Source organism: Acinetobacter sp. Q85-2 (assembly GCF_013420555.1).
Lineage (GTDB): Bacteria > Pseudomonadota > Gammaproteobacteria > Pseudomonadales > Moraxellaceae > Acinetobacter > Acinetobacter indicus.
Genome location: NZ_VOXW01000002.1, coordinates 50808 through 70055 on the forward strand (window position 1 = coordinate 50808; position 19248 = coordinate 70055).

Annotated in this window: 18 protein-coding genes; 14 read left to right on the forward strand and 4 right to left on the reverse strand. The window is 46.4% G+C overall.

Going from position 1 to position 19248, the window contains the following annotated elements:
- Positions 1 to 90 precede the first annotated feature (90 nt).
- The 7 genes from FTT68_RS01645 (at position 91) to rnhB (ending at position 6309) form a co-directional block, all read left to right on the forward strand.
- Entirely contained in the window at positions 91 to 327 is a 237-nt protein-coding gene (locus tag FTT68_RS01645) for a hypothetical protein (protein WP_075166657.1), read from the forward strand.
- A gap of 344 nt (positions 328 to 671) precedes the next feature.
- Entirely contained in the window at positions 672 to 1994 is a 1323-nt protein-coding gene (locus tag FTT68_RS01650) for an NCS2 family permease (protein WP_005176982.1), read from the forward strand.
- A 67-nt stretch (positions 1995 to 2061) separates the two neighbouring features.
- Positions 2062 to 3060 (forward strand): adenosine deaminase, encoded by a 999-nt coding sequence (locus tag FTT68_RS01655; RefSeq protein WP_180006832.1) that lies wholly within the window; start codon positions 2062 to 2064, stop codon positions 3058 to 3060.
- 145 nt (positions 3061 to 3205) lie between these two features.
- Positions 3206 to 3964: a mannosyl-3-phosphoglycerate phosphatase gene (locus FTT68_RS01660; protein ID WP_160243388.1), complete on the forward strand. Its 759-nt coding sequence runs from the start codon at positions 3206 to 3208 to the stop codon at positions 3962 to 3964.
- 13 nt (positions 3965 to 3977) lie between these two features.
- Positions 3978 to 5189: a glycosyl transferase gene (locus tag FTT68_RS01665; protein ID WP_180006831.1), complete on the forward strand. Its 1212-nt coding sequence runs from the start codon at positions 3978 to 3980 to the stop codon at positions 5187 to 5189.
- A 102-nt stretch (positions 5190 to 5291) separates the two neighbouring features.
- Positions 5292 to 5669: a hypothetical protein gene (locus FTT68_RS01670; RefSeq protein WP_005177001.1), complete on the forward strand. Its 378-nt coding sequence runs from the start codon at positions 5292 to 5294 to the stop codon at positions 5667 to 5669.
- Positions 5670 to 5730: 61 nt separating this feature from the next.
- Complete coding sequence (rnhB, locus tag FTT68_RS01675) at positions 5731 to 6309, forward strand: ribonuclease HII (RefSeq protein WP_104500160.1); 579 nt, start codon at positions 5731 to 5733, stop codon at positions 6307 to 6309.
- A 66-nt stretch (positions 6310 to 6375) separates the two neighbouring features.
- Here rnhB and csrA read toward each other — a convergent pair whose 3' ends face one another.
- The 3 genes from csrA to alaS all read right to left on the reverse strand — a co-directional run bounded on the left by csrA (position 6376) and on the right by alaS (position 10909).
- A complete protein-coding gene (gene csrA, locus FTT68_RS01680) occupies positions 6376 to 6630 on the reverse strand; it encodes a carbon storage regulator CsrA (protein ID WP_016658388.1) in 255 nt (84 codons plus the stop codon).
- Between the two features lie 244 nt (positions 6631 to 6874).
- Positions 6875 to 8155, reverse strand: coding sequence for an aspartate kinase (locus FTT68_RS01685; RefSeq protein ID WP_160232502.1), 1281 nt, complete (start codon positions 8153 to 8155; stop codon positions 6875 to 6877).
- 60 nt (positions 8156 to 8215) lie between these two features.
- Positions 8216 to 10909, reverse strand: a complete 2694-nt coding sequence (alaS, locus tag FTT68_RS01690; RefSeq protein WP_171502411.1) for an alanine--tRNA ligase — start codon at positions 10907 to 10909, stop codon at positions 8216 to 8218.
- Positions 10910 to 11314: 405 nt separating this feature from the next.
- Between alaS and FTT68_RS01695 the strand changes: the two genes are divergently transcribed.
- From FTT68_RS01695 to FTT68_RS01725, 7 genes are all read left to right on the forward strand, one after another.
- Positions 11315 to 12349, forward strand: a complete 1035-nt coding sequence (locus tag FTT68_RS01695) for a type I glyceraldehyde-3-phosphate dehydrogenase (protein ID WP_016658386.1) — start codon at positions 11315 to 11317, stop codon at positions 12347 to 12349.
- A 163-nt stretch (positions 12350 to 12512) separates the two neighbouring features.
- Positions 12513 to 12827: a hypothetical protein gene (locus FTT68_RS01700; protein WP_005177014.1), complete on the forward strand. Its 315-nt coding sequence runs from the start codon at positions 12513 to 12515 to the stop codon at positions 12825 to 12827.
- Positions 12828 to 13124: 297 nt separating this feature from the next.
- Positions 13125 to 14291: an ATP phosphoribosyltransferase regulatory subunit gene (locus FTT68_RS01705; RefSeq protein ID WP_005177016.1), complete on the forward strand. Its 1167-nt coding sequence runs from the start codon at positions 13125 to 13127 to the stop codon at positions 14289 to 14291.
- A 71-nt stretch (positions 14292 to 14362) separates the two neighbouring features.
- The gene (locus FTT68_RS01710; protein ID WP_005177019.1) at positions 14363 to 15682 is read left to right on the forward strand and encodes an adenylosuccinate synthase; all 1320 of its coding nucleotides are present in this window, start codon (positions 14363 to 14365) and stop codon (positions 15680 to 15682) included.
- 136 nt (positions 15683 to 15818) lie between these two features.
- Positions 15819 to 16604 carry a M48 family metallopeptidase gene (locus FTT68_RS01715; protein ID WP_104469896.1) on the forward strand — a complete coding sequence of 262 codons (786 nt, stop codon included), beginning with the start codon at positions 15819 to 15821 and terminating at the stop codon, positions 16602 to 16604.
- An 88-nt stretch (positions 16605 to 16692) separates the two neighbouring features.
- A complete protein-coding gene (locus FTT68_RS01720; protein ID WP_005177024.1) occupies positions 16693 to 17001 on the forward strand; it encodes a hypothetical protein in 309 nt (102 codons plus the stop codon).
- Between the two features lie 162 nt (positions 17002 to 17163).
- On the forward strand, positions 17164 to 17946 hold the full coding sequence (locus FTT68_RS01725) for a M48 family metallopeptidase (protein ID WP_005177027.1): 783 nt from the start codon (positions 17164 to 17166) through the stop codon (positions 17944 to 17946).
- Positions 17947 to 18034: 88 nt separating this feature from the next.
- Here FTT68_RS01725 and FTT68_RS01730 read toward each other — a convergent pair whose 3' ends face one another.
- On the reverse strand, positions 18035 to 19084 hold the full coding sequence (locus FTT68_RS01730) for an NADP(H)-dependent aldo-keto reductase (protein ID WP_168382978.1): 1050 nt from the start codon (positions 19082 to 19084) through the stop codon (positions 18035 to 18037).
- Between the last annotated feature and the right edge of the window lie 164 nt (positions 19085 to 19248).

A 19248-nucleotide genomic window follows, 5' to 3' on the forward strand; every position in this document is an offset into this window, starting at 1 on the left:
TAATACACAAACTGAAAGTTGTGATATGGTTCACATATTGTTTATTTTTCTGTTAGTATAAATTAAATTTGTTTAATAATAGTAAAGAACATGAGGCAAATCCTGATCGTGACCTTTATTGTCATGGTTGTCCTGTTAATGGTCTGGGTGTTTCAGCAGGAACAACACCGCAGACAACAAGAAATGCAGAATATTGTGCAGGAGGCACGCGACTCTCTGCATCTGATTGAACAAGATCGGGCTTCACATCGTTCATCGCTGGATGATCACATGCGACAGATCGAACCCTCTATTGAGCGGGCTGGAAGTTTAGGCCAAAAATTCTAATTCAGCATGAAATGCTCTGAATGAAAATTAAAGATAAATTTTAGAAACAATGAAAAATCAGTGTGATATAATTTACCGATTAGACAATTAAATTAGCGTATTTATTTTTTAAATAGTTGATTTAATTATGGTAAGTAAAGCTGCATAAAGTTATGCGGCTTTTTTGTTTAGAATTTATCTGATTTGAGCTGTTAAGGGCTCAAAGCATAATGGCTAAATAGACTTATCCTGTGCGTGTAACTTTTGGCATATCCGTTGCTTGGCAATGCTAGGGGTAGGGATGAATTTTCTCCGTACTTTCGCATCACTGTTGGGTATTTAAGTTTATTTACAAGGGCGAGGTCATGACGACTCCTAATCCATCTTCAGAAAATGTGCTTGAGCGCTTATTTAAGTTAAGCGAAAACAAGACCAGTTTTCGTACTGAGGTTCTTGCCGGTGTAACCACATTCTTAACTATGTGTTACATCATTATTGTCAATCCAATGATTTTATCCGAAACCGGGATGGATCACGGGGCTGTCTTTGTTGCAACCTGTCTGGCAGCCGCAATTGGCTGTCTGGTGATGGGACTGATTGCCAACTATCCGATTGCGCTGGCACCGGGTATGGGCCTGAATGCCTATTTCACCTATTCGGTTTGTCTGGGCATGGGTGTGCCTTGGCAAACTGCGCTGGCTGCGGTGTTTGTATCCGGTCTGGTGTTTATTGCCATCAGCATGTTCAAAATTCGTGAAGCCATTGTCAATGCCATTCCAATGTCCCTGAAACTGGCCATTGGCGGCGGGATTGGTTTATTCCTGGCCTTAATTGCACTAAAAAACGCAGGCATTATTGTCGATAACCCGGCGACTTTGGTGGGTCTGGGTGACTTGAAACAGCCTTCAGTGCTGTTGGCCTTATTTGGCTTCCTGATGATTGTGGTGATGCACCAATTCAAGGTGCGTGGTGCAATTATCATCAGTATTCTGGTATTAACGGCTATTTCTACGGCTTTGGGCTTAAGCGAATTTAAAGGTGTGGTCGGTGAAATCCCGTCTATCGCGCCAACGTTCATGCAAATGGACTTTGAAGGTCTGTTTACTGCCAGCCTGATCGGGGTGATTTTCGTCTTCTTCCTGGTCGATCTGTTTGACTCCACCGGTACCCTGGTCGGCGTTTCACACCGTGCAGGCCTGCTCAAAGATGGTAAATTGCCACGTTTGAAAAAAGCCTTATTTGCCGACTCATCTGCCATTGTAGCGGGTGCAGCACTGGGTACCTCTTCAACCACACCGTATATTGAATCGTCTGCCGGTGTTGCTGCGGGCGGGCGTACCGGTCTGACTGCGGTAGTGGTGGCGGTGCTGTTTGTACTGTGTTTATTCCTCGCGCCACTGGCCCAATCGGTACCGGGCTTTGCTACTGCACCTGCCTTGTTATTTGTGGGTGTGCTGATGATTCAGGGCATTGTACATATTGATTGGGAAGATATTACCGAAGCGGTTCCAGCCTTCCTGACCATCGTATTTATGCCATTTACCTACTCAATTGCGGACGGTATTGCCATGGGCTTTATCAGCTATGCGTTGATCAAGCTGTTGACCGGTAAAGCTTCATCTGTGCCGTATATGGTGTGGATTATTGCAGTATTGTGGGCATTAAAATTCGCGTTATTTGGCGGTTAATCCCCAGCAACCATTTTGAGGGTGTAAACTCGGTTTGCACCCTTTTTTATTTTCATGAGGATGAGAGATGAATCAACTTGAGCTGATTCGCGCCTTACCCAAGGCAGAGTTGCATGTCCATATTGAAGGGACGTTTGAGCCGGAACTGATGTTTGCCATCGCGCAGCGTAACAACATTGCCATTCCATATCAGTCAGTCGAGGAAGTCAAAGAGGCCTATAACTTTCATAACCTGCAGTCGTTTTTAGACATCTATTATGCCGGTGCCAATGTACTGGTACATGAGCAGGACTTTTATGATCTGGCCTGGGCCTATTTTGAAAAGTGTGCAGAAGATCAGGTGGTACATACCGAAATGTTCTTCGATCCGCAAACTCATACTGACCGCGGGATTGCCTTTGCGACAGTAATTAACGGTTTGCAACGTGCCTGTGATGATGCACAAAGCAAACTGGGCATCAGTTCCCGTTTAATCATGTGTTTCTTGCGTCATCTTAGCGAAGAAGCAGCATTTGTAACGCTGGAACAGGCACTGCCGTATAAAGAACAGATTATTGCAGTCGGTCTGGATTCCAGCGAAGTGGGGCATCCGCCTGCTAAATTTGCCCGCGTTTTTGCCAAAGCCCGTGAATACGGTTTCTTGGTGGTGGCGCATGCCGGTGAAGAAGGTCCACCAGAATATATCTGGGAAGCACTGGACTTGCTGAAAGTGAATCGTATTGACCACGGCGTGCGTTCTGAAGAAGATCCGGCACTGATGCAGTGTCTGATTCAGGATGAAATGCCGCTTACGGTGTGCCCGCTCAGTAATTTAAAACTGTGCGTGGTACAGGATATGCGGCAGCACAATATCCGCCGTTTGTTACAGCAGGGCGTGAAGGTGACGGTTAACTCGGATGATCCGTCTTATTTCGGCGGCTATATGAATGACAACTTTATTGCCATTACCGAAGCGTTAGATTTAACGGCAGATGAGTTAAAGCAACTGGCGATTAACTCTTTTGAAGCCTCGTTCCTGCCAGCAGCGCAGAAACAGGCCTGGATTGAAAAAATCCAGGCGTTATAAGCGCATCTAGCTTCATAAAATGATGAAAAAAATAGGCCTACTTCATGTAGGCCTGTTACTTTATTGTTATAAAAAAGTAAGTTAAACCAATATTAGGCTAAGAATCTTATAGGATTCTAAACAGATAAAGCCAATATAAGTACAGATGCCAAAATTTATAATTTTTACAGATTTAGATGGGACTTTATTAAATCATGATAATTACAGCTATGGGCAGAACATAGAGCTGATCCAGCGTTTAATTCCGGATTCTCCGGTTATTTTATGTAGCAGTAAAACCGCAGCGGAAATCCGCCATTTGCAGCAACAGCTCGGTTTAAGCGGCATGCCTTTTGTGGCTGAAAATGGGGCATATATCTATTTTAATGCGCAGCATGACTATCAAAGTCCCTTATCCAGTACCGACATTGCGGTGCAACTACAGCAGTTAAAAGCAGACTATGGCTTAAATTTTCAATGCTTTAGTGACTGTGATGCTGCGCAGATTGCAGCGCTGACCGGTTTGGTGTTGGACGATGCAGCCCGGGCTTTAGAACGTCCGTATAGCGAAGTCATTATCTGGAATCCGGACAGCCGAACCGAAGACGAAGCGATATTGTCGCAACATCTGGCCAGTAATTTGCATATGGTTCATGGTGGACGCTTTAGCCATATTTTAAGCCGTGACTGTGATAAATCGCTGGCGGTGAACTGGCTGAAACAGTTTTATCCGACGCAAATGGTGTGTATTGGGCTGGGGGATAGTGAAAATGATCTCGATATGCTGAAAGCCTGTCAGCATGCTGTGGTGGTCAAACGGCCGTATAAAGCAGCATTGGCATTAGAACACGATTCTGTGTACTTCACCCGGCAGCAGGCACCAGCGGGTTGGGCAGAAGGATTACAGTACTTTTTACAACAATAAACTGGAGAGGATGATGGTCGATTTTGCACAAGAAGGCATGATTACAACAATACATGATTTAAAACAGCGCCATCTACATGAATATGAACAGGAACTTCGCGAATTTACCAAGTCCAAACCGGTCACCTTAATTTTACCTTCCTTATATTCCGAGCTTGAACATCCGGCCTTAACCCAGATTGTCGAAGAGTTGAAAGGCGCTGATTATATCCAGCAGATTATTATCGGTCTGGATCAGGCCAATGCGGAGCAGTTTGCCCATGCGCGGGAATTCTTCTCGGTATTGCCGCAAAACCATGTAATTTTATGGAATGATGGGCCACGTTTGCAGCAGCTGCATCAGCAGTTAAATCAGTTAAATGTCGCGCCTTTGCAGCGTGGCAAAGGTCGTAATGTCTGGTATTGTGCCGGTTATGCCATGGCCGAAGGCAAGAGTCAGGTGGTGGCCATGCACGATTGCGATATTCGTACCTATAAGCGTGACATGCTGGCCCGACTGATTTATCCGATGGTACATCCACAATTCAGTTTCCAGTTTTCCAAAGGTTATTATGCGCGGGTGGCCGACCAGAAAATGAATGGCCGGGTATCACGTCTGCTGGTGTCACCTTTATTGCAGGCGCTGAAAAAAGTCTTCGGGCCGCTGGATTATCTGCTTTATCTTTCAGCCTTTCGTTATCCCTTGTCGGGGGAAATGGCAATTCATGTCGAAGCGTTACGTGACCTGAAGGTGTCGGGCGATTGGGGGCTGGAAATTGGCGTGCTGTCGGAAATTTACCGCAACTATTCCACCAAGCGTATTTGTCAGGTCGATATTGCCGATGATTATGAACATAAACATCAGGAAATCACCACCGCCAATGGGGATGGTGGCCTAAAACGGATGAGCCGGGATATCGCACTGGCATTTTTCCGTAAGCTGGCGGCGCTGGGGGTGCAGGTCAGTCTGGACAATATTCGGATTATCCGCGCGGCCTATTATCGTAATGCGCTGGATCTGATTGATCACTATTATTATGATGCCACCACCAATGGCCTGAACTATGACCGGCACAGCGAAGAAAATGTGGTGGAATTATTTGCTCAGAGTATTGTCGAGGCAGGGGAGCAGTTTATGAATTATCCGAACCAGCAGTCTTTTATTCCAAGCTGGAACCGGGTGCAATCGGCCTGTCCAACGGTATTTGCGGATATGAAGCAGGCAGTTGCCCTGGATAATGCTTAAATTTGCCATTTATTTGTGCATTGCGGTCAAAAAGATAAACCGAATCCGCGCTAAAGCCCTTAAAATAGGCCGGTAAAATGACGCAAAACTGAAGGAAAATACATGAAAAAGTTGGCTTATGTTTTAGCACCGCTGGCATTACTGTTAAGCGCATGTGCATCTACAGGCACCACTCAGCCTACAGCGGCAACAACGACCCAGCAATTGGGCGGCGCAGCACTGAAAATTGCGATTAATGCCAAATGTGTCACCGAGCTAAACAACATTCCGGCATGGCAAACGGCCACCAAAGTCATGACCAGCACCCAAAAGCAAAATATCCAGACTGAAATCTGTGGTTGTGTCAGCGAAAAAGCACCACAAAATGTGACTGCGGTAGACTTGGCGACAGCAGCGATTGACCCGGCAGCGCGTGCCACCATTGTGAGCAATGTTGTATCAAAAACCATTCATGCTTGTGTGCAAGAAGCAGTACAATAAGCGCAAGATGAAAGAAATAGGCTGACAGGTTCAGCCTATTTTATTGAAGGTAATAATGTCGATGAAAATTGCTGGTGTAGATGAAGCAGGGCGCGGGCCTCTGGTGGGAACCGTGGTGGCTGCGGCAGTCATTCTGGATCCAAACAATCCGATTGCGGGCTTGAATGATTCCAAGAAACTGAGTGAAAAGAAACGTGAAAAGTTATTCATTGAGATTCAGGAAAAAGCCTTGGCTTGGGCCATTGCTGAAGCCAGTCCGGCTGAAATTGACGAGCTGAATATTTTACAGGCCTCATTGCTGGCTATGCGCCGTGCGGTTGAAGCCTTGCAGGTCCAGCCCGATCAGGTCCTGGTCGATGGCAATAAAATTCCGCAAGGACTAAACATGCCGTGTGAAGCGGTGGTGGGTGGAGATGCCTTGCACGCCGAAATTTCCGCAGCCAGTATTCTGGCCAAAGTCACCCGTGACCGGCAGATGCTGGAACTGGACCAGAAGTTTCCACAGTTTGGTTTTGCCAAACATAAGGGCTATCCGACCAAAGCGCATTTTGAAGCAATAGCTTTGCATGGCGTGACTACAGAGCATCGCCGTAGTTTTGGACCTGTACGTAAAGCGCTGGCTTTGCTGGAGCAACAATAATTTTGAAGCGCTGAAAAAAACTTAAAGCGGCCGTAGAGCCGCTTTATAACAAGATAACTTTAAGTCTTAACGGTTAAAGTTATTTTGTGGGTAATTATCATCTTCATAAGAAGGCTGATAATCCTGATCGAGATGTTGCAAATGCTCATGCATGGCACGTTCATGTTGAATACGTTGATAAATTTCTTCACGATGAACAGACACTTCTTTTGGCGCATTCACACCAATACGCACCTGGTTGCCTTTGACACCAAGTACAGTAACACTGACTTGATCCCCAATCATTAATGTTTCTCCGACACGTCGGGTCAGAATCAGCATGTTTATCTCCTTGCAAAATGCTAAACCTGCATTGATTTGAAAGTTTTGAAAAGCACAAAATATTTCAAGCGAAATTTTATCAGAACTCCCCCTGACAAAACCTTGTCGGATACAATTCTGTTAAGATTTCTAATTCTCATTATTTCAATATAACAGAGCCACTATAAAAAATACTATAGTGGCTCTGATTTTTTGTAGTTTTTCGCAATATTGTCTGACAATTCCAATAATTGCTGACTACAGATTAAGCACGCGGGCTTGATTCACCTGACTCGCGGTCTAAACCGAACGCCGTGTGCAGTGAACGAACTGCAAGCTCTAAATAGTTTTCTTCAATAATCACTGAAATTTTGATTTCAGAGGTCGAGATCATCAGAATGTTGATGCCTTCATCTGCAAGTGCGGTGAACATTTTGCTCGCTACGCCAGCATGTGAACGCATACCCACGCCAACAATTGACACTTTTACGATGTCATCACGGGTTGCAACTTCACGTGCACCAATTTCCTGTGCAGTCGCTTCAAGAATCGCTTTGGCTTTGGCCAGTTCACCACGGTTTACGGTAAAGGTGAAATCAGTGGTGCCATCTTCTTCAACGTTCTGGATAATCATATCCACTTCAATGTTGGCAGCGCCAATTGGGGCCAAGATTTTAGAGGCAATACCTGGCTCATCTGGCACACCGAGAATAGTCAGTTTAGCTTCGTCACGGTTAAACGCGATACCTGAGATAATTGGCTGTTCCATGTTGTCTTCCAATTCAGTAGTAATAAGAGTTCCGACGTTGTTTTTAAACTCTTCGTCAAATGCACCATCGTTGTCGTTATCGAAGCTAGATAGTACGCGTAAAGGCACCTGATATTTACCAGCAAATTCTACAGAACGGATTTGCAGGACTTTTGAGCCTAAAGATGCCATTTCCAGCATTTCTTCAAAGGAAATACGATCCACTTTTTTTGCTTTTGGCGCAACACGCGGGTCAGTGGTGTATACACCATCAACATCGGTGTAGATCTGGCATTCATCTGCTTTTAATGCTGCGGCTAACGCAACACCGGTTGTATCTGAACCACCGCGGCCTAAAGTTGTGGTATTGCCTTGCTCGTCTACACCCTGGAAGCCTGCAACCACAATCACACGGCCGGCATCTAAATGACCGGTCATGACATCGGTGTCAATCGCTTCAATACGGGCTTTGGTGAACGCGCTGTCAGTTTTAATTCCGACTTGGCGACCGGTTAGAGATTTAGCTTCTACGCCAATAGAATTGAGCGCCATAGCTAACATGGAAATCGTTACCTGCTCACCCGTAGAAACCATCTGGTCAAGTTCACGTGGGTCAGGGGTGTCGGTAATGGCTTTCGCGAGAGCGAGCAGGCGATTAGTTTCGCCACTCATTGCTGATACAACAACGACCACCTTGTGGCCATGGTCATGCCAGCGCTTTACGCGACGAGCAACATTTAAAATGCGCTCGGGCGTACCCATAGAAGTACCGCCATATTTTTGAACGATTAATGCCATAGTTGTTCCATATAAGCCATGACCCTGATTGCCGCCAGGGTCAGTTACACAAAAGTGAAGTTATTTTGCTTCCAGCCAGGCAGTTAACTCTGCCATCACGGTTGCAAACTTCTCGTTTAGTGGCGCGCCACCTTGTGCTAAGTCAGGTTTACCACCACCTTTACCACCAAGCTCAGTAGCCAAGTGTTTGATGATGTCACCTGCTTTAATAGACGTAGTGAAGTCTTTTGCAACGGATGCAATCAGGCTCACTTTGTCACCCTCTACACCGGCAAGTACAATCACTGCGTTGTCTAATTTTGATTTCACACCGTCATGCAGGTTGCGCAGTGCTTTGGCATCCATACCCTGAACAGTGGTAATAAGTGTTGCACGGCCAGCAATGGTCTGAACTTGGCTTAAAAGTTCACCCGCTTGCAGGCTGGCTAGTTTCTGATTTAGTTGTTCAATCTGTTTTTGCAGGCTAGATGCTGTTTCAACAATTGCTTCAACTTTCTCAATGGTTTGCTCTTTCTGTGCTTTTAACAGCGCATTAATGGTGTTGATGTCACGATCAGCTTTTTGCGCAGCTTCAATCGCTTTGGTGCCTGTCACCGCTTCAATACGACGCACGCCTGCAGCCACACCACCTTCAGAGGTTATTTTGAACAGACCGATGTCACCAGTGCGTTTCACGTGAATACCGCCACATAGTTCGATCGAGAAGTTTTTCTCTTCAATTACTGAACCCATAGACAGTACGCGAACTTCATCACCGTATTTTTCACCGAACAGCATCATCGCGCCTTTGGCTTTCGCAGATTCGATATCTAACAGCTCAGTGGTCACTTCGGTATTGGCAATCACTTCAGCATTCACCAGACGCTCAATTTCTTGCAGCTGTTCAAATGAAACCGGCTGGTCGTTGGCAAAGTCAAAACGTAATACGTCTGATGCAACCAGTGAGCCTTTTTGCTGTACGTGTGAGCCCAGAATTTGACGCAGCGCAGCGTGCAGCAGGTGAGTCGCCGAGTGGTTGCGTGCAGTTGCAGCACGAATGTCCGCTTTGACAATTGCTTCCACGTTTTGTGCTGCTTTCAGGCTACCCATGGTTACAATACCCTGGTGTACAAAAGCACCGCCCGATTTTTTGGTGTCTTGCACTTCAAAAATACCGGTGTCGTTTTTGAAAATACCGGTATCACCGATCTGACCACCGCTTTCTGCATAGAATGGCGTCTGGTTCAGGACGATCAGTGCTTCATCACCTTCAGCGACTTCGTCAACCTGTTCGCCATCTTTATAGATGGCAATGATTTGACCTTGACCTGCAGTGGCATCGTAACCATCAAACTGGGTTTCACCATCCACTTTGACTACGCTGTTATAGTCGATGGCAAATTTACCGGCATCACGTGCACGTTGACGCTGTGCTGCCATTTCAACTTCAAAGCCAGCTTCATCAATGGTTAGGTCGCGTTCACGGGCAATATCTGCGGTTAGGTCGGTCGGGAAACCGTAAGTGTCATACAGTTTAAATACCACTTCGCCTGGAATCACAGAACCTTTTAAGTTCGCCAGTTCGCCTTCAAGCAATTTCAAACCTTGCTCAAGTGTTTTGGCGAATTGTTCTTCTTCTTTCAGTAATTGCGCTTCAATACGTGCTTTTTGAGCTTCCAGTTCAGGATACGCCGCACCCATTACTTCAATCAGCGGTTGCAGCATTTTGTGGAAGAATGAACCGGTTGCACCGAGTTTGTTACCATGACGCACGGCACGGCGGATAATACGGCGCAGTACATAACCACGTCCTTCGTTAGACGGATTGACGCCATCTGCAATCAGGAAGCAGCAAGAACGGGCATGGTCAGCCACCACTTTAAGTGAAGCTGGATATTGTACCGGTGTGCCTTTTTCTTTGGCTTCCGCTTCAAGTGCAGAGGTATCTAGACCAATAATTTCAGCTGCTGCTTTTAAAAGATGCTGGAACAGGTCAATTTCGTAGTTGGAGTTGACGTGCTGTAATACGGCAGAAATACGTTCCAAGCCCATACCGGTATCGACCGAAGGAGCAGGAAGCGGGTGCAATACGCCATCAGCAGTACGGTTGAACTGCATAAAGACGTTGTTCCAGATTTCAATGAAACGGTCGCCATCTTCTTCAGGTGTGCCTGGTAGGCCACCCCAGATATGATCGCCATGGTCAAAGAAAATTTCAGAACATGGACCGCATGGACCGGTATCACCCATAGCCCAGAAGTTATCAGATGCGTATTTCTCGCCTTTGTTGTCGCCAATACGGATAATACGTTCTGGTGCTAAACCGATTTCCTTGTTCCAGATGTCGAATGCTTCGTCATCGGTGTGGTAAACCGTGGCATACAGTTTGTCTTTTGGCAGGGCTAACCATTCATCACCGGTCAGGAATTCCCAGGCAAACTTGATCGCATCACGCTTGAAGTAATCCCCAAAAGAGAAGTTACCTAACATTTCAAAGAAGGTGTGGTGACGCGCGGTATAGCCGACGTTGTCTAGGTCGTTATGTTTACCACCGGCACGTACACATTTTTGTGAAGATACGGCACGGACATAATCGCGCTTTTCCAGACCTAAGAAACAATCTTTAAACTGGTTCATACCAGCATTGGTGAACAGCAACGTTGGGTCGTTGGCGGGAACCAGAGAACTCGACGCGACACGTGTATGCCCTTGCGATTCAAAGTAACGCAAAAATGCTTCACGAATTTCAGCTGATGTCATAAAACGAGTACTCACAACCAAGTCACTCCATAATTCTCGATTTGGCTAAAAGCATAACAGTCTGACAAGATTTTCTCTGCTGTTATACGGGCTTAAAATTTAAAAACGCCAAATTATAACGGAAAAAGCCACACTCACCAATGATTTTAAAGTGTTTTGATGACAAATCTGCGGCGAAAACCCAAACCTCAAAGTCATCTAATCTGCTGTGAAATCACAAGCTGTTGTCATTGCTGCGGTTTAGCCAGTTACCGTGCATCCTGCTTCTTTTTATCAAGCAGAAAATAGTGCTGCCAACTGCTTAAATATTGGACAGGTTTAAATTAATTGCTGAGTTTGGCAGGAATTATTCGCCGTGTCTGGCGGAAATCCTTTAACATAAGCACAGACAAGATTGATGTGCAGTTTGAAGGAATACGGATGCAACGAGTGGCGATTAATGGCTTTGGGCGAATTGGGCGAAATGTACTGCGTGCCTGGTTTGAAAATCCTAAAGAATTTCATTTTGATATTGTCGCGATTAATGACGTTGCCGATGTTGCCACGCTACTACATCTGTTTAAATACGATTCAACCCATGGCCGTTTTCCGGGGCAGGTAGAAATCCAGCTGGAACAGGAACAGATTTATCTGTGCATACACTCGGGGCAGGCCAAGCTGAAAGTTCAGGTGCTGAGCCAGCCACAGCCGGCACAGTTGCCATGGCAGCAGTTAAATATTGATGTGGTGCTGGAATGTACCGGCCTGTTCCGTTCGCGTGAAGCTGCAACCCAGCATATTCATGCCGGTGCCAAACGGGTGATTATTGGCGCAGCACCGTTTGACACGGTTGATGCCGCCATTGTTTACGGGGTCAATCATCATGAGGTCAAAGCCTCAGACCAGATTATTTCCAGTGTTTCCTGTACCACTCAGGCCTTGGTGCCGTTGGTTAAAATTGTGGATGATGCTTTTGGTATTGAAACCGCGCTGATGACTGAAATTCATGCTGTCACGGCTGATCAGTCGGTGCTGGATCATGCGCACCGTGATTTACGCCGTGCACGTGCATCCGGTCAGAATATTATTCCAACCACCTCAAGTGCTTTAGGCGCCTTAAAACAGGTGATGCCCAAAATGGAAAACCGTATTGATGGCTATTCGATTCGGGTGCCCACCATTAATGTCGCCGCCATTGATGTCAGCTTTATTTCCCAGTCACCCATTACCGTGCATAAATTGAATGAAGTGCTGGTGAAAGCCGCGCAGCAGGATTATGCCGAAATTATGCAGGTCACCGATGAGCCACTGGTATCGAGTGACTTTAACCATTCGCCGTATTCTTTAATTGTCGATCTTACCCAGACCATGGTGGTCGGGCATCAGGCCAAAGTCTTTGCCTGGTATGACAATGAATGGGGCTATGCCAACCGTTTACTGGATTTATGTGAATCTTTTGCCCATCAGGCGCATTAATTTCTATCTGTCCAAATCTTTGCCTAAGCTTGGACTGTACGATGGTGGTCTAACCGGGCGAAATGCGATAACAGCCGAGTATTGACAGGTTGGAGGCGATTTTTCGCCTTTTTGCTATATTTTTCGTTAAGATAAAACAAAACAAATAAGTCGAGCACTACACATGATGTTTATTCTACTTTGGGGATTTATTTTACTGTTGGCCGTAGCGGTGATTTTTCTGATCTGGCTGCAGTTTAAAAACCAGCATGATCATTTGAATCGCCAAAGCGATAATCATCAGCTCGAAAACAAAGTCATCAGTCTGGAAGAGAATCTGAAAAAGACTTTAGAGATCATGCAGGATCTGGCCAAGAAAATGCACGTGCAGCAGGAAGCGCTGGATAAATCAGCGCAGCGTATTCATCAGCTGGAAACCCAGAATGTTGAGCTGGTGAATTTAATTACTCAGGTGCTGGATCCGAATAAAGTCAAATAAGTCTTTTTTAAGCAGATGGACGCAGGGCAGAGGGAAAATGATTTCCATCTGCGCTGAAAAAAAGATGATGAGTTTGGGATGTGTCCAGCTCCTTTATCTTCCTCAGCAAAAACAGCTTTTACTCTCGAAATGACAACTCCAGCCGGGCAGGATTGCAATGGAATTGATCAGACAGAGAAAATTATCAAATTTGCGATGCACAGCCCATTTGATCGTGCTAAACTAGGAGAAATCGGGTGTGCTCCCGATTTTTTTATGCGGATTTGTTCCGCGCAGACAAGAATTTAGGTTTACAACATGCCCATTTCAGAGACATGGTTATTACCTGATGGTGTAGCTGATGTATTACCAGAACAAGCGCAAGTCATCGAAACATTGCGCCGTAATTCACTGGATTTCCTCGCATCTCGAGGTTATCAGTTGGTGTACACGCCATTTATTGAATATATCGAATCTCTCTCTTCTCTTTCAGAATCGAATCAAGATTTAGACCTGGCCACGTTCAAGGTGATTGACCAGCTGTCTGGCCGTCTGCTTGGCGTGCGTGCCGATATGACACCACAGGTGGCGCGTATTGATGCGCATGTGCATCCGGTAGATGGTGTGGCGCGTTATTGCTACGCTGGTACGGTTTTGCATACCAAGCCACAGGGCTTTAATACCACCCGTGCGCCTTTGCAGCTGGGTGCCGAACTGTTCGGTTCCGACAGCATTGATGCTGATGTGGAAATGGTTGACCTGATGATCAGCCTGATTCAGGAAGCCGGTCTGGCCGATGGTATCCATCTGGATTTAGGTCATGTGGGTCTGTTCCGCAGTCTGGTACAAAAAGCTGGTCTGAACAAAGCCACTGAGCGTCAGTTGTCTGATTTATATCAGCGTAAAGCCTTGCCAGAACTGGCGGACTTTACCCAGGATTTAGCCTTTGGTTCAGATTTCTATGCGCTGGGCCGTTTTGCCAGTGATCTGGATGCACTGGAAGCCCATTTAAGCGCCGATGTGCTGGCCAATGTGGAATTCAAACATGCCTTTGATGCGGTAAAAACCACCCAGGCAGAAATTCAGGCACGCTGGCCAAATCTGCATATCGGGATTGATGTGGTAGAGCTGCGTTCGTATCACTATCACACCGGTTTAATGTATGCCGTTTATGCACCAAACCGTGCAGCACCACTGGCTCAAGGCGGCCGTTATGATGGTATTGGCCAGCATTTTGGTCGTGCCCGTCCGGCAACCGGTTTCTCTTGCGACTTATATGCGCTCAGCGCCGGTCGTTTCGAAGCCAAATCGGTGGTGGTTGCACCAAAGGGCAATCAGGCAGATTTATTGGCTGCAATTCAGGCCACCCGTACCCAAGGCTTAAGTGTAATTCAGTTATTGGGTCAGGATGATTTAAGCTCTGTACCGTATGCAACTCACCAGCTGGTGAATCGTAACGGTGAGTGGACGGTCGAAAAAATTTAATCGCCAGCGCATGTGTTCATGTCACATGTGCCTGGTTTTCAATTTTAACAGCATGATGTAATGAGGCTATTATGGGCAAGAATGTTGTGGTACTTGGTACCCAATGGGGCGACGAAGGTAAAGGTAAAATCGTCGACCTGCTCACAGATCAAGCGGCTGCGGTAGTACGTTATCAAGGCGGACACAACGCAGGTCATACTCTCGTGGTTGGTGGTAAGAAAACTGTATTACACCTCATTCCATCTGGTATTTTACGTGAAAACGTACTGTGCTTAATTGGTAACGGTGTGGTGCTTTCACCTGAAGCGCTGATCAAGGAAATGACCATTCTTGAACAGGAAGGCGTGCCAGTTAAAGAACGTTTACGTATTTCTCCAAACTGTCCATTAATTCTTCCGAACCACATTGCGCTGGATCAGGCACGTGAGAAAAAACGTGGCAATGCCAAAATTGGTACTACCGGTCGTGGTATTGGCCCTGCCTACGAAGATAAAGTGGCGCGCCGTGCAGTACGTGTGGCTGACCTGGTACGTGGCGGTGACGCATTACGTGCGCAGCTGGCTGAATTGCTGGATTACCACAACTTCCAGTTAACTCAATACTACGGTGTTGAAGAAGTTAAACTGGACGACGTGATTGCACTGTGTGACCAATGGCGTGAAGTGATTGCACCATTAGTGGTGGATGTAACCACTGAAATTCATAATTACCGTAAAAACGGTGACAACATTATGTTTGAAGGTGCGCAAGGTTCATTGCTGGACGTTGACCACGGTACTTATCCGTACGTGACTTCTTCAAACACCACCGCGGGCGGCGTAAGCTCAGGTTCAGGTTTGGGTCCATTGCATCTTGACTATGTGCTGGGTATTACCAAAGCCTACACCACGCGTGTGGGTGCTGGTCCATTCCCAACTGAACTGGTTTACGACGCGGCAAATGACGTGGGTGATGCAATTGGTAAACACCTGGGTACAGTGGGTCACGAGTTTGGTGCATCTACTGGCCGTCAACGTCGTTGTGGGTGGTTCGATGCAGAAATCCTGCGCCGTTCAGTCGATGTCAACTCACTGTCTGGAATCTGCCTGACCAAGTTAGACGTATTGGATGGTTTAGAAGAAATTAAAATCTGTGTTGGCTATGAAAACACCGATTCAGGTTGTGTCGGTTCTTCTGACGCGCTGGCTTATGAAAACTTGAAGCCAATTTACGAAACCATGCCAGGCTGGTCTGAGTCAACTGTGGGTGCGACCAGTGTTGAACAATTGCCTGAAAATGCAATCAACTACATCAAGCGTCTTGAGCAGTTAATTGAATGTCCAATCGATATCATTTCAACCGGTCCAGACCGTGCAGAAACCATTATTCTGCGTCATCCGTTTGAAGCTTAATCGTTTAAGCTGAAATGAGAAAACCCTGTGCTTGCACAGGGTTTTTTATTTTTGGCCGAGAAAAATAGCGCACCATCTTGAGAATTCCCTGATTTTGTTTATAGTGCTAGGCACTTTCGAACAATTAGAGAATGTTATGAAATATAAGAACTTAGCCATTGGAATTGTATTGGCAACGCATTTGACGGGCTGCGCCACTGTGGCAGAACTGGCCGGGGCAGATTCAGCGACCTTAAACTTAAACGCCAGTCAGAGCTATCAGCAAATGTTGCAGGAAGCCGAGCAGAAAAAGGTGCTAGATACCCGTTCTGCCACCTATAAGAAAGTCAATCGCGTGTTTTTAAAGATGAAGCCCTATGCCGACCAGATGAACCAGACCGGGCAGACTTTTGAGTGGCAAGTGGCGGTGATTAAGTCACCTGAAATTAATGCCTATGTGGCTCCGGGTGGCAAAGTAGTGTTCTATACCGGCATTGTTGAAAACCTGAAACTGACCGACAATGAAGTCGCGGCGATCATGGGCCATGAAATGGTGCATGCGCTAGAAGAACATGCCAAAAGTAAAATTGGTGCCCAGACCCTGACCAATCTGGCGGTTAGTATTGGCTCGCAATATGTGGGCCAGTCGGTAGGCGGTTATGGTGGTTTACTGCTGGATTTGGGTAGCCAGTTTGGGGTAGGGTTGCCTTATTCGCGTAATCTGGAAAGCCGCGCCGACAAAGGCGGTTTACTGTTAATGGCCAAAGCCGGTTATGATCCGAATGCGGCCATTACGCTCTGGCAGAAAATGAATGCCAATGATGCGCGTGGAAATAGCGCCATTGCCAAGTTTATGTCGACCCATCCCAGCAATAATGACCGTATTGCCGCGTTACAGCAGATGATGCCGGAAGCAATGCAGTATTACCGCGCTGCGAAGTAATTCAAGACTAAAGTTGCACACATCAGCACTGTCTATTCAGATGGTGCTTGCTAGAATAAAACACAGCAAAAACATTGGGTCAGGCAGGATGCATAAAAATATTTCAAGTACCATTTTCTATTCGTTACTATTTGCCATGGGCGGTGCACCGACCATTGCGATGTTGCTGATTCTGTTACAAAAGCATGATCCGAATATTATGTATCAGGCCTTTATTGGCCTGAGTGTGATTTTTGCCTGTATTCTGGTGCCGCTGGTGCTGATCCAAAACGCCTATTTATTCTATAAACGTAAAAATCCGGCACTGGAAGAGAAAATGGAAGTGGTTTCGCAGATGTATCTGGGCCTGAATATTTTCTGTCTGGTATTCTGGATTTTCTATCAGTTTGCCTATTAAGGCCGTATTTCGCTCGTTGCTGCTGATGTAGCTACAGTTTACACAGCACTGCCATTGTTTACATAAATGATATGATTATGAAGCCATTTCAGATTTAAAGCATTGAAATGATTTCATATAATTCATGAGTATGTGTATAGCCGAATGGCGGAGATTATTATAATGAACAAAAAATTGGTATTGAGTTTTTGTGCCGCAAGTGCAATCACTTTTTCAGGCTGTACAACCGTGGCCGATATGGCCGGTGCAGATACCGCAACCCTAAATGCAACCGCGGCGCAAAGTTATAGCCAGATGGTGCAAGATGCGCGTAACAAGGGGCAGCTGGACACCAGTTCAAGTACCTATAAACGTATTAACACGGTGTTCCAGCGTTTAACACCGGTTGCCAACCAGATGAACCAGACTGGTCAGCCATTTAGCTGGCAGCTGGCAGTATTAAAATCTGACCAGATTAATGCCTTTGTCGCGCCCGGCGGTAAAGTGGTGTTCTATACTGGTATCGTCAATAAACTGAACCTGACTGATGCCGAAATTGCTGCGATTATGGGCCATGAAATGGTGCATGCTCTAGAAGAACATGCCAAGAGTAAAATTGGCGCGCAGGCACTGACCAATCTGGCTTTAAATATCGGTTTAAGCGCTGCAGGCAGTAACGTTGGCCAGTTAGGCGCTGCAGCGGCACAATTGGGTGCACAGGTGGGTGTGGGCTTGCCATATTCACGTAATCTGGAAAGCCGTGCCGATGAAGGCGGTTTAATGCTGATGGCGCGTGGTGGCTATAACCCGCAAGCGGCAATTACCTTATGGGAAAAAATGAACCGCTTGGAAGGTGGTGGCGGGGCATCGTTCCTGTCAACTCACCCATCGAACAGCCAGCGTATTGCAGCGATGCGTGAGAACTTGCCGGCTGCTCAGGCCATTTATAACCAGAACCGTCGTTAAGCTTCTGGGTTTAAAATGGATTTAAAAATGCCTCATATGATGAGGCATTTTTTTATGCATGATGTTGATGGAATTTGATTGAAAGCCATCAAGGCGCCGGGTTGGGCTGCTGACGGTGAATCGCTTCAATGCCTTGTAAAATGTCATCGGACAGATTGACTTCAAAGGCATCAATATTTTCTTTTAGCTGTTCCAGCGAAGTCGCACCAATAATGGTACTGGTGACAAAGAACTGCTGCTTAATAAAAGCCAAAGCCAGTTGGGTTAAGCTGAGGCCATGTTGCTCGGCCAGTTGCGCATATTGTTCAGTGGCCCATTCACTTTCTGGATTGCTGTAGCGGCTAAAGCGTGAATACAGGGTAACACGCGCATTGGTCGGACGGGCACCATGCCGGAATTTCCCGGTTAAATAACCAAAGGCCAGAGGAGAGTAAGCCAGTAAGCCGACGCCTTCATATTTGGCAATTTCCGACATGCCAATTTCATAAGTACGATTCAGCAGGTTATAGGGGTTTTGTACGCTGACAAATTTGCTTAAACCGAGTTTTTCCGCCAGATGCAAAAACTTCATGGTGCCCCATGGGGTTTCATTGGAGAGGCCAATATAGCGAATCCGGCCGTTCTGGATTTCCTGCTGCAATGCGGTCAGGGTTTCTTCAAGGTCGGTGACATGCTGCTGTGCATGGGCTTCGGTATTGCCATAACCCAGTTTGCCAAAGAAGTTGGTCGGGCGCTGTGGCCAGTGCAGTTGGTATAAGTCAATATAGTCGGTTTGCAGGCGTTTCAGGTTGCCATCCAGCGCAGTGCGAATATCGGTAGCGTTGTAACGGGTTTGACCATCACGAATATGGCTGCCGCCTTGAGCCGGTCCGGCAATTTTTGAGGCCAAAAACAGCTTGTCCCGTCCACCGCGCGTCTTGAGCCAGTTGCCAATCATGACTTCGGTGGCACCTTGAGTTTCTGGTTTCGGTGGCACCGGATACATTTCGGCGGTATCCCAGAAATACAGGCCACGTTCCAGCGCATAATCCAGCTGGGCAAAGGCTTCATCCTGGGTATTCTGTTCACCAAAGGTCATGGTGCCCAGACAGATTTCAGGCAATAAAATACCGGTATCAGCAAGGGGATTGAACTGCATAAGATGTCCTTATTCAAAATATCATCAAGCGAATAGGGACTAGGCTAAACCATCGCAGGCAGACTGTTAAATCAATATTTTAGGTTAGTTTGTAAATATTTTTCACATAGCGAACAGGCACAAAAAAGGCAAATCCGAAGATTTGCCTTAAGCATATAGCAGTT